Raw genomic sequence first — 16,136 nt, forward strand, 5'->3', positions numbered from 1 at the left:
CTCCCGAGCGGGCGACCTTCGCCCGCCCGCTTTCGGTCGTCTTTCCGTTTCAATTTTGCACGACCCCCTCGCTGCCGCGCAAAAGAACAAGCGGCGAAAAGGCCGCTTGCTCTTTTCTCTCCCCACCCACAAAAAACCTGAACACTTCCGTATTTCTTTCCATTTTTTCAACACCATATTAGACCATATTAAAACTACTATATGTACCCATTTGAACCCAAATGATCTTATCTGATTTTAGGTGTTAAATAATTGATTATAAGTTGGTTATATTTTATGATGATTATATATATTTATCCGTGAAACGGATAGCGAGGTGTATTCTAAGTAACTTAGAATTATCTACTTCTGGCGAAGTGTTTTGCTCCGAAAAGCAATAAAAATGGAACAACGGAAAAGAGGTCGAAAACTATTGGGAAACAGGAAGCGGCACCATAATATTATGCTTCGGTTCAACGATACGGAATACGAAAAATTGAAGCAACTATGCGAATCGTACCAACTGGATATTTCCAAAAGGGGAACGGTAAGTCCGCTACTCAGAAGATTGATCTTGCAACAAGGGGCAGCGGAAAAGGATAGGCTCCCCGACACTTCGAACCTTGCCTATCATTTCAATAAAATAGGAAACAATATCAACCAATTGGTCAAGCTGGCACACCATAAAAATCTGAGAAGCCCTAACAGTAGTTTGCACAACGAAATACAAAAAACCAATGAATTGCTTTACCAACTTTTGGAAATCGCGAACGAAGAAAAACTGGGATGATAGCAAAGCTGATTTATGGGGATACCTGTCGAGGAACGATGAAGTACGTTCTTGGAAAAGAGGGAATGCGAATACTGGGTTACGGCAATATATTTTCGCAGAACATATCGCCAAAGTTCTTTGAAAACGTATTACATTTTCAGGGACAGCGCAACGCTACAAAAAACCGTTATGCACACATCAGCTTGAACCTTCCCCATGGGGAACACTTGGACGACAAGACCTTCCTAAAAATATCCGAAGAGTACATGGAGAATATGGGCTACAGGGAGCAGCCCTACGTTGTTGTCAGACATACGGATACCGAGCATGAACACGTCCATATCGTAACGACCAATGTAAAGGAAGATGGAAAAGTACTCGGCACCTTCAACAGCCATAGAAGGAGTATGTCGACGCGGCAACACCTGGAGAAGAAATACGGCCTCTCCCCCGCACCCACAACGAAACAGAAAAGACAGCTGCCGATATACCGATTACCCGAACTACAGTTCGGAATGGATGCGGAAAAAGGAACAAAATATTACTTACAGGATGTACTCAACAGCATCAACCAAAAATACAAAGTGCGCAGTTTCGATGAACTGGAAAGATTGGTCAAACCCTATCATATCGAAGTCAAACAGACCAAGAACGAATCTGGAAGGATAGGGGTAAAGTACGGAGTGGACAACCAAAAAGGTTATCGAACAAATTTCATCAATGGCTCCGAGGTTCACCGTAACCTAAGCGGCCCAAAACTGCAAAAGGTCTTCGACATACATTCAAAATCGAAGTTGTTACCGATGCAACGCAAACGCCTCTTGAAACAGATAGAAACGACCTATGACCTTTTCCGAACCATCCAACCACATGACCTTGAGGAAGTCCTAAAGGAATATCAGGGAATCGACATCAAACTGGACATAAAAGGAGATGTTATCGAGGGGTACACGGTCTTTGACAAATCGCGCTTTGTTTTTAGGGCAAGGGAACTTTCCAGAAATATCCGAATGCAAAAACGTTTGGACATTTTCGGCAGTGGGGACAAACCTACTCAAATCGATATCGAAAGCAAGCAGTTCAGATTGGAAGTCCAAAAAGTTATAAAAGAGGCATTGACGACATCCTATCTGAAATCCCAGAAACAACAAGGACTGCTATCCGAACATATCGAGAATATGAAGTTCAGGGATATCGTTCCGAACTTGTTGGTCTCGGAAAGACATATTTTTTTGGAATGCTACATCCCAAAAAATAAAAGGACGGAATTCAGGAAAGCCCTAAAAAAGACCTTTCTGATTGTCAGGGAAAGGTTGTATGAACTCGAGACCAAGAAGGAGAAGGCCGCTCTGCAAGACATATTCACTCTCATAGGCAAGGTATTGAAAAATAAAATCTTCAATGTCGGCACGGAGCAAGGTAGCGTCCGTCTTTTGTTCCAAGCTTTGGGCATAAAGTATTGTAATGACCAATTGTCCTTTACGAATTCTGACAGGCATACGATTCCCGTAAAGTTGGGCAAACTATCTTTTCCGGAATCTATGGAGAACTATGTGTCCTCGGGCTTTGTCCGTCAAAACCATTTGATTCTGGAAATGTTATCGGAACAGTCTTCCGAAAGCGGTCCGAAGCTGACGGCCACCGCTATGTTCCTGCCGATGATATTCCCTAAGCTTTATAAAAGAATGAATTCTGTTTACAAAAAGCAATATGAGAGTGTCGCTCTAGAAACATATGTAAAAGATGCCGAACGTATGCATGCGCCTTTTGAAAAATCACCGAAGGACTATATTGCACACTTCAATGCCAAAGGTTTCTATTTTGTAAAAGGGAAAGACGGGTTAAGGGTAAAGTCGATTTATACAGGCAACGAATCGAGCCATACCTTGTCCAGAAGAACAAGCCTTTATTTGGGTTCGATTCCCGATTTAACTAACGTTTTGCAGCAACAAAAACCCGTCATCCAAGACCTATTGGAAGAGGGTAGGAGCAATCTGAAGAATCTATGGGCAGGGCATTTGATGGAAAGGGGAATGTACGATAAGGTCGCCTTTATGCTAACTGCAGAAAAAGCATACCCGAACCTGCACCGGAAAATAGTGCAGTACCATATGGACAACGGACTTCGAGAAAGTGTGAACGCGGCATCATCGAGGCAAACCGATATCCAACAAAAACGATTGCTCAGAAAAGGTTTTTATGCCGTTAGCACTTTATTGGGCAGTAGGGGCAAGAAAACCGAAGAAGTCTATAACGGGTTCAATGATGAATTTACGGATTTTACAAAATCCAAAAGGAAAGGTATGGGCATGGGACTTCCATGGTAAAACTTGAAGAGGAATTTTGCGCCCTGATGGGCGCTTTTTTGTGGATAGGGAGAGAAGAGGGGTGGTGTGCCGAGCAAAGGTTCGGTCGCGCCCTACGGAGTTTCTTCTTTACGCTTATCTACCGAAACGCTAAAGAAACTCCGCAGGATCCACGCGCAGGTTAGTTATGGTAAGATTTGGGAAGGACGGAAAAATATTCAAAGGAATAGACAATGGGTTTGGTTGTTATCTGAAAGGAAATTAATGAATTCATTTTTCTGAAAGTTGTCCAAAAATTTCATTTTGATACTCATCCATTTTACTTTTCCTCAAATTTGCTAAATACGCTTGTGTTGTGCTTATTCGCTTATGCCCTAACATTTGAGAAATAGCTGTAAGAGGAATTCCCATTTCATTTGCACCGGAAGCAAATGAGTGGCGTGCAGCGTAGCTCGTGATATTTTCTTGAATTCCCGCTAGCTCGGCCAGTTTTTTCAAATTATCGTTATACCGTTTTCTTGCCCAAACGATTTGGTTGTAGCTTTCAATAGGATTTTCACTCTTGACAACACCTAACAAGTAGTCGCTTCTTTTCTTGCCTTTGGTAAAATAGGTCAACAAAGGTTTGAGTTGGCCGTGGATTTTTATGTTAAAGGGTTCATCTGTCTTCTTTCTTGAATATCGGATACGACCATCAACGATATTGGAAAGCTTGAGATGGGCCATATCTACATAGGACATGCCGTTGAGCAGGAAGCTCATCATAAAAATGTTTCTGTCCCTGAACAGGGCGGTATCCTTTTCCAAATCAAGTTCAGCTATTTTACGGATAGCATTAATAGGAAGAGCCCGTTTTTCGGGCTTTCCATTTCGAATGACATAGTCATCAAAAGCATACCCTTCTTTGTCGGCAACCCCTGCTTTGATGGCTTTCCGGTTGATTGCCCTTATAGTTCTCAAATAAACACTTAGGCCGCCCAGCTTATTACCCTTGGCCAAATGATGCTTTTCAAATCGGTTAAGGAAATCTAGGTTCAGTTCATCGAATGTAAAATCCTTGTCGTTTCTGAAATTCTTAACTGCTTTCAAAGCATGTTTGTAGGCCCTGGCATTTCCGATACGGTTCGCTTTGATCAGGTCGGCTATTTGCTTTTCGGCGAACTGATAAAAAGTAACCTTTTTGGTAGTACGGGTAATATGGCTCCTTACTTCGGAAACGCTCATATATTTCAATTTGTCCCCATCTTCCAATTTCGTTAGGATATCCACCATGCGCGCCATTTTCTTTTGCAGAAGATTGTTCAAACGGGAAGGGGATTCCGTGCCTTTAAAAGATGGCCTGATTTTTTGTCTTTTTTCGTCCCATTCGGAAGTTGCCAATTTATGCCCCGTTCCAATACTTGTAGATTTCCGGTTATGGGTCAAACGAAAGATTAAAGGGAAGGTTTTGGTATCTTTCCTTCGTGTATCCAATGAGAGTTTAATATAGGTAGCCATGATAAATGTTAAAATCTGCGTGCATATGTGCACGCAGATTGCACGCAGAATGTGGTTTTTTATGGTCTCAAATGTACCTAAATATACAACTAGTCGCTGAAAACCCCCGTTTTTATTAGAATTTTAATTCATCTGAAGTCAAAAAAAATCTGCCTTACAAGCAGGGGGTCACTGGTTCGAATCCAGTAGGGCCCACAAGTAAATAAAAGCTTCCGAGAAATCGGAGGCTTTTTCTTTTTTACCACATGAGAAATTAGTTTTTCACTTACTGCCAATACGAAAATTTAAATGATTCAAATCTAGAACGCAGGTCTTCTTCAATCTCTAATTTTGGGTAATGAGGAGAAAAAATAGGTAATGCCTTTTTTTAGCGTTTATGGATATTAAATTTTAGGGGTTCTTAGACATTAATAATTATAGTAACTCTTATGCCATTGAATGAATTTAAATAACCCATCGCTTAATTTGGTTTTAGGCCGATAACCAATTGCATTTTTTAATTTGTCGGAATCGGCATAGGTGATTCTTACATCACCATCTTGCATGGGCATGAAGTTTTTAATAGCTGCCGTTCCCATTTGTTTCTCCAGACCAGAAATAAAATCCATTAGTTTAATTGGTCTAGAATTGCCAATATTGAATATTCTTGACCTTAGTTCTTTTTTTCCGGCCAAGTTCAATGTTAGCTTTGCTATTCCTTCGATTACATCATCGATATAGGTAAAATCCCTTTGCATATCACCATCGTTGAAAACATCTATAGACCTGTTATTGTGAATAGCGTCTGTAAAGAGCATAGGAGCCATATCTGGCCTACCCCATGGACCATAGACCGTAAAAAAGCGCAGCCCCGTGGTCTGTAAGCCATATAAATGAGCATATGAGTGTGCCATTAATTCATTACTCTTTTTAGTCGCTGCGTAAAGACTTACGGGTTCGTCTACTTTTTCGGTTTCAGAAAAAGGCACTTTGCTTCTATTTCCATAAACCGATGAACTAGAGGCGTAGATTAAATGTGCTGTTTTGTGTTGCCTGCAACATTCCAATATATTTAAAAAGCCTACAATATTTGATTGTATATAAGCATGCGGGTTTATAATGGAGTAACGTACCCCAGCCTGTGCGGCCAGATGAATAACACAATCAAATTCTTCTGCGACAAAGAGTTTTTCCAAGCTCTCTAAATCTGTGATATCCAGCCTAGAAAAACGATAATTATGGTACTTCGTACTACGTACAAATAGTATATCATTGGTATTTTCTTCGGTATTTGGTTTTTCAAAATGTATTCCTAAGGCGTTGAGACGGTCATATTTTAGTTTTACATCGTAATAATCATTAATATTATCTATACCTATAACTACTTCGCCTCTTTTGGCCAGTGATTTGGATAGATGAAAACCAATAAATCCTGCTACTCCTGTAATAAGTATTTTCATTTATGTTTCCTTTATAAGCCTATAGTTCTCAATGTGTCATTTCTATATTCATATCCTATCGAAACCAAGAAGATAAAAATGAAATATGTTTTGGTTTTATGATTATGAAGTAAGTCGATCATAAGTAATCTACAAAATATTTGTTATCAATAAAGATCTGATTACAGTATTAGGACATTCATAAATATCAAGTTAGAGGATTTGCTCCAAAACTTTTTAGCAGAGATGTTTCACAAATTTAACTCTTCCAGCATAAATAAACCGTGCTTTTTTATGTAGGATTATCGCAAATTAAAAAGTAATTTGATTACTAAATGAAGAAATTTAAATCAACAAAGATAATTTCAGCTAAAAATACATGTTATGGATAAACTAAAGAAAGAAGATATTAAACAAGAAGTGTTTGACCTTTATGACGATTATGCACATAATAGGCTAAGCCGAAGGCTTTTTGTGGATAAACTATCCACTTATGCGGTAGGAGGATTGACCGTCGCCTCCATAATGAGTTTTATTTCTCCGGATTATGTAAAGAAGATTCAAATTTCACAGGATGATTCCCGATTAAACTCTGAGTTTGTACAATACGAATCCCCAAAAGGAGGGGGGACCATAAAAGGATTATTATCTAGACCGGTTGATACCATGAAACGACTTCCTGGTATTATTGTGGTGCATGAAAATAGGGGTTTAAATCCCCATATAGAGGATGTGGGAAGGCGCGCAGGTCTAGCAGGTTTTATTTCTTTGGCGCCAGATGCCCTTACTCCTCTGGGAGGTTATCCAGGAAATGACGATGAAGGAAGAAAACTGCAAAGGGAAAGGGATAGAAATGAAATGTTGGAAGATTTTATTGCTGCCTACAAACACTTGAAAAGTCATCCCGAGTGTAACGGTAAAGTGGGCGTTGTAGGCTTTTGTTTTGGAGGATGGATTTCTAATATGATGGCTGTTGAGGTTAATGATTTAGGAGCTGCCGTGCCATTTTATGGAGGACAACCTAAAGAGGGGACAAGTAAAATCGAAGCACCGTTATTGCTTCATTTTGGAGCGTTGGATACTAGAGTTAACGCAGGTTGGCCAGCTTATGAGGAGGCACTCAAAAAAAATGGAAAGGAATACATGGCGCATATGTATCCAAATGCTAATCATGGATTCCATAACGATACTACGCCAAGATATGATAGGGAAGCTGCCGAACTCGCTTGGAAACGTACTATAGACTTTTTTCGGGAAAAGCTTGCTTAATCTTTTGAAGACAAATGGGCTAAGATTTAACGAAATGATTTTGACCCAAGTTTACTTTATCAAAACAGATTTTAATTCTACCTTAGCGCACTTTTAAGGGATATTAGCTCAGTTGGTTTAGAGCGCTGCCTTGACAGGGCAGAGGTCACCGGTTCGAATCCAGTATATCCCACAATTTTTTGTTTTCACGACAGATTTTGTAAACCTCGGGAATATTCTGTTAAAAGTACATATAATCTTATAGAGCATATGTTGTGTATTATCTATTTGCTTCACAATCAATACGTTTTTTATGCGTTAGTAATTTAAAGTTTTAGATTCTACTTTTAAAAAGTATTGAATTCAATAAAATCATGCTAAACAAAAGCATAAAATTCCTGATAGAGAACAAAATAGTAGCTTGGTCGTTACTATTCGTTTGTTTGTTTTGGGGAATAGTCCACACTCCTTTTTTGGCAAATAATTCTTTAATTCCTTCTTATCCGGTTGCCGTGGATGCGATTCCTAATATTGGAGAAAATCAACAAATCATCTTTACGGAATGGTCGGGTCAATCTCCTCAGGATATCGAAGATCAGATTACCTATCCCTTAACCACCAATTTGTTGGGAGTACCGGGTGTGAAAACTATAAGAAGTACCTCTTTATTTGGTTTTTCCAGTATATACGTCATTTTTAATGATGACATTGATTTTTATTGGTCCAGAAGTAGGATTCTAGAGAAAATTAATAGTTTGCCAGATAATCTCTTACCAAGTGGCGTGAAACCTACCTTGGGTCCGGATGCTACAGCTTTAGGTCAACTATTTTGGTACACCTTAGAAGGCAGGGATGGTAACGGAAAGGTTACAGGTGGCTGGGATTTGCATGAGATTAGGACAATTCAAGATTTCTATGTTAAAAATGCATTGTCTTCGGCGAAAGATGTTTCTGAAGTAGCATCTATTGGGGGCTATGTACAGGAGTACCAAATTGACTTAGACCCTGAATTGATGCGTCAATTTGGAGTTTCCATTGCCGACGTGGTTACGGCGGTGAAACAAAATAATAGGGATGTTGGTGCAAAAACTATAGAAATCAATAATGCGGAATATTTTGTTAGGGGTCTTGGCTATATAAAGAGCACCTCGGATATAGAGAATGCCCAAGTACTATCTAACGATTTTACTCCTATCAGAATCAAGGACATTGCCAAGGTAGGGCTAGGTCCGGCAGAAAGAAGGGGAATTCTAGATAAAGAAGGTGCAGAGGTAGTAGGCGGTGTCGTTGTGGCGAGATATGGTTCCAATCCAATGGAAGTCATTAACGCAGTTAAGGATAAAATCAAGGAAATTACCGTTGGTCTTCCCACCAAGACCTTAAAGGATGGAACGGTTTCAAAGCTAACCATTGTGCCGTTTTATGATCGTAGCAAACTCATTGAAAATACGTTGAATACCCTGGGAGACGCACTAACCTTTGAGATTTTGTTTACGATTTTAGTGGTGCTTATTATGTTACGTAATTTAAAGGTTTCTTTAGTTATTTCCAGTTTACTGCCGTTAGCAGTGTTGCTTGTTTTTGTAGCAATGAAGGTTTTTCATGTAGAAGCCAATATAGTGGCACTTTCTGGAATTGCCATAGCAGTAGGCACCATGGTAGATTTAGGAATCATACTTTCAGAGAATATCATAAGACACCTAGAGCACCATAAAGAAGGAAATACAATCAACGAAGTGGTTTATAAAGCTACCATTGAGGTTTCTGGAGCCGTTATTACGGCTGGCCTCACAACATTGGTAAGTTTTATACCTGTATTTGCCCTTAGCGGCGCGGAAGGAAAACTATTTACACCCTTGGCCTTTACTAAAACAACGGCACTATTAGCGGCTATGTTCATCGCCATATTCTTAATACCTCCGTTCATCGCCCAATGGTACGGTAGCAGACGTGGAAAAATAAATTATTCCCTTATTTTTCAGATAGTTGTGTTCATAGGCGGAATTTTGATGTTGTCTTTTGGTCATTATCCCGGTATAATTTTGGTAGGTATCGGCGTAATAGGAATACTGAATTTTTACAAGGTTATACCAAAGGATAAAACGCAAAATTATAACCGCTATTGGATAATCATAGCTGTGGTGATTTTATTGGCACGCTATTGGCGACCATTAGGTTTTTCATACCCTTATTTTTTTAGCGTAGTGTTCATAATTCTTACTTGTCTCATAATTCTTGGAGCGCTACTTCTTTTTAGAGCCTATTACGAATCTATATTGAAATGGGCTTTGGAAAATAAACTCCTGTTTTTAAGTATACCGTCGCTATTGATACTTTTAGGCTTTTTAGTTTACAAGAACATTGGAGAGGAGTTTATGCCAAAGCTAGACGAAGGTTCTTATTTGTTGATGCCTACGTCGATGCCGCATTCCGGAGTTACTGAAAATAAGCGTGTGTTGCAGCAGTTAGACATGGCCGTTGCTGCTCTTCCTGAGGTAGAAACAGTGGTCGGTAAGGCGGGTAGAGTTTCTTCCGCTCTTGATCCAGCTCCGTTATCCATGTATGAAAATGTAATTATTTACAAACCGGAATATATTGTTGATGAATACAACGAACCAGTTTCGTTTAAGGTCAAGGATGGCTTGTTCCAAACTAAAAGGGGAAGTCAGGTGGCTTCCGGTTCAGGCATAAATGCAAACGAACTTATTGAGGATGATGAGGGAGCTTTTTATCGCAATTGGCGACCCGAAATTAAGAACAAAGAAGACATTTGGAATGCTATCGTCAATGCTTCAAGCCTACCAGGAGTTACTTCTGCACCCCAGCTGCAGCCTATTGAGACAAGGTTGGTAATGCTACAGACGGGGATGCGCTCTCCAATGGGAATAAAAGTCTATGGACCTAACCTTAAGGTTATAGAAGAATTTGGACTGCAACTGGAACGTTATTTAAAGAACAGTGAGGGTGTTGATGAAGCTTCCGTTTTTGCGGATAGGATCATCAGTAAACCTTATATGCTTTTAGACGTAGATAGAGTAGCCGCGGCAAGGTTTGGTATATCAATTGAAGATATACAGGAAGTATTGGAAGTTGGTATTGGCGGTAAAATTTTAACTCAAACCATTGAGGGTAGGGAGCGTTTTGGGGTGCGGGTAAGATATCCCAGGGAGCTAAGAGCAAATCCTTCAGATTTAGAGAATATATATTTGCCCTTGAAAAATGGTGGTTCAATCCTGCTTAACGAAGTTGTTACGATTAGATATGAACAGGGACCTCAGGTTATTAAGAGTGAAGACGGGTTTTTAACGAGCTACGTGCTCTTCGATAAAAAGGCTGGTTACGCTGAGATTGATGTCGTGTCTAATATGAAGGAAAAATTAAAAAATCAGATAGAACAAGGATTACTAGTGGTCCCAGAAGGGGTGAGTTATCGTTTTTCGGGCACTTATGAAAATCAGTTGCACGCGGAGAAAACACTGGCATTCGTCATTCCACTGGTCTTACTTGCTATCTTGTTTATTCTGTATCTTCAGTTTAGGTCTGTTGCTATCTCGTTTATGGTTTTCACGGGAGTAGCGGTTGCTTTTTCAGGAGGCTTTATACTCATATGGTTGTATGGTCAAAGTTGGTTTTTCAATATCGATTTAGGAAGCATAAATGTTAGGGATTTGTTCAACATGCAGACTATAAACTTAAGCGTAGCTATCTGGGTAGGTTTTATTGCTTTGTTCGGTATTGCCACAGATGACGGGGTAGTTATGGCGACATACCTTACTCAGACATTTAATCGTAATAAACCTAAAGATGTTGCGACTATAAGAGCATCGGTACTAGAAGCAGGAAAGAGAAGACTAACGCCATGTCTAATGACAACTGCTACAACTTTACTTGCCCTGCTGCCCATTTTAATGGCAAAAGGCGCAGGCAAGGATATTATGATTCCAATGGCAATTCCCAGTTTTGGAGGAATGTTGGTTACTTTGGTATCTTTGTTGATAGTACCCGTGCTATATAGTTTAAGAGAAGAGTTAAAACTAAAACGTAATGAGCGATAAAATTTTAGAGTTACGTAGTTTAAAAAAATATGGAGGTTACGCCGTGGTGCTCCTAATAGGTCTTTTGTTGGGTTATTTTCTTTTTAATTCGGGAACAGAAGAAAGGTACCATGATCGTACGCAAGAAACACTGGCAGTAACTAGCTATACGTGCTCAATGCATCCACAGGTTTCTAAGGATAAACATGGAAAATGTCCTATGTGTGGTATGGATTTAGTGGCTAAGAACATAATGTCAGATGGCACGACCTTAGGGGTAAATCAATTTTCCATGAGTGAAAACGCCTTGGCATTGGCGAATGTCCAGACCACTGTCGTTGGTTTCAATGATAATAAGGACAATAACGGAACTACTATGGTCTTATCGGGAAAAATAACTTCCAATGATAGGACCAATGCTGTTCAAACCACATTATTTGATGGTAGAATTGATAAGTTGGACGTGAATTTTGTTGGAGAATACGTAAAGAAAGGGGATAAAATTGGACTTATTTATTCGCCCGAAATGTATTTGGCGCAAGATAAACTGCTCACCTCTGCATCTTATAAGGATACACATCAAAAGCTATATGCTGCAGCTAGAAATACACTAGGTCTATGGAAAATGACAGACGCTCAGATAGATGAGGTTTTAAAGACTGGTAAACCTATGATGAATTTCCCGCTTTACGCAGATGTTTCTGGCACCGTTACGAATATCATGGCCGCAGAAGGTAATTATTACAAGCAAGGAGATCCGCTTTATAAAGTAAGTAATCTATATACGGTATGGGCCGTTTTTGATGCATATGAAAATCAATTACCGTTCTTAAAAGTGGGCCAGGACATAATAATTAATTCTAGTGCTTTTAAAGGAGAACCGATTAAGGCTAAAATCTCTTTTATAGAACCGGTAATGGATGAGGATAAAAGAACGGTATCGGTGAGGGTTACATTGAATAATAAGGATAGAAAGTTTAAACCGGGAATGTTTGTGCAGGGAAGTGCCACAGTTAATTATAAGAGTCAGCAATTAACAGTACCAAAAAGTGCTGTGCTCTGGACTGGGGAACGTTCAGTAGTTTACGTTAAATCGAACGCGGACGCACCAACTTTTGAGATGACTCAGGTTAGCCTTGGAGAGAGTGTCGGTGATTCTTATTTTATTTTAGACGGCTTAAGTCCAGGGGCAGAAGTGGTAACCAATGGAACCTTTACCGTAGATGCAGCTGCCCAGCTCCAGGGTAAAAAATCAATGATGAATTCAAGAGAAGAAGGTAACGTGTCATCATTAAATTTAGAAGGAACTAAGGTCCTACTAGAAATAAAGGAGAGTCCACATATTTCAAAGTTAGTACACGCTTACTTTGACTTAAAGGATCAATTGGTGAAATCCGATTCAAAAAAGAGCAGTGCAGAAGCCTTAAAACTCCAAGCTATTCTAGGTCGAATAGATTTTAATCATTTGGATGAATCCTTGAAGGCGGACTTAGAAAACTTTAAAGAGTACAATAATGCTATAGCTGTCGCTAAGGGTTTAGAAGAACAAAGAGTTCAATTTAAAAATTTATCTCAACAGATGATTATCATAGTGGATAAGATAGGAGGCCTAAGTAAGCCAATATACCTGCAACATTGTCCTATGGCAGATAATAATAGCGGAGCCAATTGGTTGAGTTTTGATAGTGATATCAAAAATCCCTACTTCGGGGACAAAATGTTGACTTGTGGAACAGTAGCTCGAACGATTCAATGAGTTTGTAGTATTTCTAAAATTCGCTCTAAAGCCATACCCCTAGAGCCTTTAATGAGCAAAGTACTGTTTGGATTTAGCTCCTCAGCAAGTAAGTGGCTTTTCAGGTCATTGAAAGACCTGAATTTTTTAAAGTTGCTTTTTACCTGATAAAAGTGCTCACCAATCAAAAAAACACTTTCAAACCCAAGCTCTTGAGCTAGCGCTGCAATATTTTGATGTTCCTCCTCTGCTTGATCTCCAAGTTCGAACATATCCCCTAGAAATAAGGATTTTTGCTCGCCTTGCATTTGTGAGAAATTTTCTAGTGCCGCTTTCATACTTGTAGGATTGGCATTATAGGCATCGAGAATAATTTTATGACCGTTATTTTCGATTACTTGGGACCTATTGTTATCTGGCACATAAGATTCTAAACCTAATTTTATATGGTCAATTGGCACATTAAAGTATTTGCCCATAAGGATGGCCGCGCAACAGTTAGGAAAATTATAAGACCCTATAAGCTGTGTTTTAATATGTGCTTGTTCGAATTTGATTTCAACAAAAGGATTTGCCTTTGGCATTTTAATAATGGTAAAAGCCAGGTCGTTGGTACTAAAACCATATTTGTTAATATAGGAAGCTAGCTTTTCTCTTTGAATGGGGTCATCGGCATTCATGAATATGCCTTTGTTTTCGGCAATTAGATGTGTATAAAGCTCACTCTTTCCTTTGATTACTCCTTCGACTCCGCCAAAACCTTCCAAGTGTGCTTTCCCGAAATTAGTGATGTACCCAAAATCTGGTTGTGCAAGATTACTTAGAAATTCGATTTCTTTTTGATGGTTGGCACCCATTTCTACAATGGCAATTTCGGTCTCTTCCTTAATAGATAATAAGGTCAAAGGAACTCCGATATGGTTGTTTAAATTACCTTTCGTGGCAATGGTCCTATATTTTTTGGAAAGAACCGCATTGATCAGTTCTTTGGTTGTCGTTTTTCCGTTACTACCTGTTAAGGCTACGACTCTTGCTTTGCAATAATTTCTATGGAAAGTAGCTAAACGCTGCAAAGTAGTAAGCACGTTTTTTACCAAAATAGTTCTATCATCAACAACGAATTTTTCCTCGTCTATGATGGCATAGCAAGCCCCACTTTCAATAGCCTTTTTTGCATATGTGTTACCATTGAAATTTTCTCCTTTTAGTGCAAAGAAAATATCGTTACTTAAAAGTTTTCTGGTATCCGTGCATACCGACGGGTGCTTGAGAAAGATTTTATGGAGGTCTGCAATTTTCATAAAATCGAAGATAAAAAAAAGCCCTTTAAGAAAAGGGCTTTTTAATACTTTAGATAAGCGAAATTATTTTGCTTTCTTACCTCTTACGGTCTTATTTTTTGTTTTAGACTTTGATCCAACTCTAGACATTGCACATCTAAACCCGATATAATCCGTGGCCATATATTGTGGCATATATCTTCTTTGCGCAGGATCTAACCAATAAGCTCTATCTCTCCAAGAACCTCCTTTGTATACTCTTACCTCATCGTTAATCAAAGAAGTTCTAGTATTGGATTGATCGTACTGTCTTGTAATTTTCCCGTCTTCATCTCTCTCAACTTTATGTTGGGGAGAATTGTACATACTTGCCTTATCGCTTTCCTCATCTTCATCGCTGAATCTATCGAAGAATCTAGATGAACCTGGGTCACCGTCTCTATAACCTCTGTTGTCACTAGAGGAGAAGTTAGTTCTTAGGTAAGTTTCGTTTTCATCTACAGGTACCTGCTTAATTTCACCGGGTAGGTTTACTGCCACGACCTTACCATTAGGAAGCGTGTCGTAAAGCACAGAATCTCTGAGGATGTTTACCTTACCGTCCTCTCCAATAGCACTTTTCATGTAAATGTTACCTCTGTAGTAGTTAAAATCACTCACCTCGTCATCAACTATTGGTCTGTATACATCAGCTACCCATTCAGCTACGTTACCTGCCATGTCATAAAGACCTAGGTCATTAGGCTTGTAGGACATAACCTGAGCTGTGATGTCCGCACCATCATCAGACCAACCGGCAATTCCGCCGTAGTCTCCTTTTCCTTGCTTAAAGTTTGCTAATTGGTCTCCTCTACCTACACGTTGTCCGTTTCTGGTATAGTCACCTTCCCAAGGATATTTTTTTCTACCTCTATAGTTGTTATATTCCCTTGATCCCACTTGAGCTTGAGCAGCATATTCCCATTCCGTTTCCGTTGGTAATCTGTACTCCGGCATAATAACACCACTACTTCTTTTGGCAAAAGTAGAAACACTGTCCTTTTTCTTTTTACCCTGTAGAGAATCTATCTGTCCGTTATAAACAGATTCTGGTCTGTTCAGGTATGCTTCCGTGCTAAAAGTACCGGCTACTTCACCGCTGGCGGCTTGGTATTTAGCATCCTCGGATAAATAACCTTCTCTCTCTAACATTACTTCGTTAACACGGTCAGTTCTCCATTCTGCAAATTGTGTGGCTTGTATCCAATTTACACCTACAACGGGATATTCTGCGTAAGCAGGGTGTCTTAAGTAGTTATTGGTCATCGTCTCGTTAAAACCTAGTCTGTTTCTCCAAACCAAGGTATCTGGCAAGGCTCCTTTGTAAATATTGGTATACTTAGGATTTTCCGGAGGATAAACACTTTTCAAGTAATCTAAATACTCTAGGTACATAACATTGGTCACCTCTGTTTCATCCATGTAGAAAGATTGTACGTGCTGTGCGGTGGGCGTGTTGTTCCAGTCATGCATAACGTCATCTTGTACTTTACCTTTAGTAAAAGTTCCGCCTTCGACAAATACTAATCCAGGAGCGGTTTCTTGCTCCTTAAAATCGGTATTATATTGGAAGCCGCCTTCCTTAGCATTGATTTTCCAACCTGTAGCTCTAGACGTATTTTTAGAGGAAGATGAGGATTTAGAACAGCTGGTTACTGTAAAACCTCCCGCTATAACGGTTAATGAGAGTACAAACTTTGTAAACTGTTTTTTCATAATTAGGACTTGAGTTCAATCTTCACAAACTAACTTTTGGCGAATTTGTGTATTGGGTTTTGATTAATTTGATGTCACTTTCGCTGTTTAAAACGATGTTTTCATCATAATA

The 16,136-nt window shown here is 39.4% G+C and carries 9 protein-coding genes and 2 tRNA genes; 7 read left to right on the forward strand and 4 right to left on the reverse strand.

Annotated features, from left to right (window positions below):
• Positions 1-382: 382 nt before the first annotated feature.
• Positions 383-769, forward strand: a complete 387-nt coding sequence (locus EJ994_RS00245; RefSeq protein WP_126590691.1) for a plasmid mobilization protein — start codon at positions 383-385, stop codon at positions 767-769.
• Positions 766-3,078: a relaxase/mobilization nuclease domain-containing protein gene (locus tag EJ994_RS00250; protein WP_126590692.1), complete on the forward strand. Its 2,313-nt coding sequence runs from the start codon at positions 766-768 to the stop codon at positions 3,076-3,078. Before EJ994_RS00245 ends, EJ994_RS00250 begins: the two co-directional genes overlap by 4 nt.
• A gap of 249 nt (positions 3,079-3,327) precedes the next feature.
• Here the strand turns inward: EJ994_RS00250 and EJ994_RS00255 are convergent, their stop codons facing one another.
• Positions 3,328-4,554: a site-specific integrase gene (locus tag EJ994_RS00255; protein WP_126590693.1), complete on the reverse strand. Its 1,227-nt coding sequence runs from the start codon at positions 4,552-4,554 to the stop codon at positions 3,328-3,330.
• A gap of 120 nt (positions 4,555-4,674) precedes the next feature.
• Here EJ994_RS00255 and EJ994_RS17380 point away from each other — a divergent pair.
• Positions 4,675-4,749: transfer RNA gene (locus tag EJ994_RS17380), tRNA-Val, on the forward strand.
• Between the two features lie 212 nt (positions 4,750-4,961).
• On the opposite strand, the gene EJ994_RS00260 is transcribed toward EJ994_RS17380, so the two are convergent.
• The gene (locus tag EJ994_RS00260; RefSeq protein ID WP_126590694.1) at positions 4,962-5,993 is read right to left on the reverse strand and encodes an NAD-dependent epimerase/dehydratase family protein; all 1,032 of its coding nucleotides are present in this window, start codon (positions 5,991-5,993) and stop codon (positions 4,962-4,964) included.
• Positions 5,994-6,356: 363 nt separating this feature from the next.
• On the opposite strand from EJ994_RS00260, the gene EJ994_RS00265 reads away from it, so the two are divergent.
• From EJ994_RS00265 to EJ994_RS00280, 4 genes are all read left to right on the forward strand, one after another.
• Entirely contained in the window at positions 6,357-7,241 is an 885-nt protein-coding gene (locus EJ994_RS00265; protein ID WP_126590695.1) for a dienelactone hydrolase family protein, read from the forward strand.
• Positions 7,242-7,338: 97 nt separating this feature from the next.
• Positions 7,339-7,413 (forward strand) — tRNA-Val (locus EJ994_RS00270).
• Positions 7,414-7,594: 181 nt separating this feature from the next.
• A complete protein-coding gene (locus tag EJ994_RS00275; protein ID WP_126590696.1) occupies positions 7,595-11,275 on the forward strand; it encodes an efflux RND transporter permease subunit in 3,681 nt (1,226 codons plus the stop codon).
• Entirely contained in the window at positions 11,265-13,010 is a 1,746-nt protein-coding gene (locus tag EJ994_RS00280; protein ID WP_126590697.1) for an efflux RND transporter periplasmic adaptor subunit, read from the forward strand. Before EJ994_RS00275 ends, EJ994_RS00280 begins: the two co-directional genes overlap by 11 nt.
• On the opposite strand, the gene EJ994_RS00285 is transcribed toward EJ994_RS00280, so the two are convergent.
• Together EJ994_RS00285 and gldJ are read right to left on the reverse strand one after the other, a co-directional pair.
• A complete protein-coding gene (locus tag EJ994_RS00285) occupies positions 13,004-14,290 on the reverse strand; it encodes a UDP-N-acetylmuramoyl-tripeptide--D-alanyl-D-alanine ligase (protein WP_126590698.1) in 1,287 nt (428 codons plus the stop codon). The two genes, EJ994_RS00280 and EJ994_RS00285, sit on opposite strands and share 7 nt — an antisense overlap.
• A 63-nt stretch (positions 14,291-14,353) precedes the next feature.
• Positions 14,354-16,024, reverse strand: a complete 1,671-nt coding sequence (gene gldJ, locus EJ994_RS00290) for a gliding motility lipoprotein GldJ (protein WP_126590699.1) — start codon at positions 16,022-16,024, stop codon at positions 14,354-14,356.
• Positions 16,025-16,136 lie beyond the last annotated feature (112 nt).

It is taken from the genome of Maribacter sp. MJ134 (assembly GCF_003970695.1).
Taxonomy (GTDB): Bacteria; Bacteroidota; Bacteroidia; order Flavobacteriales; family Flavobacteriaceae; genus Maribacter.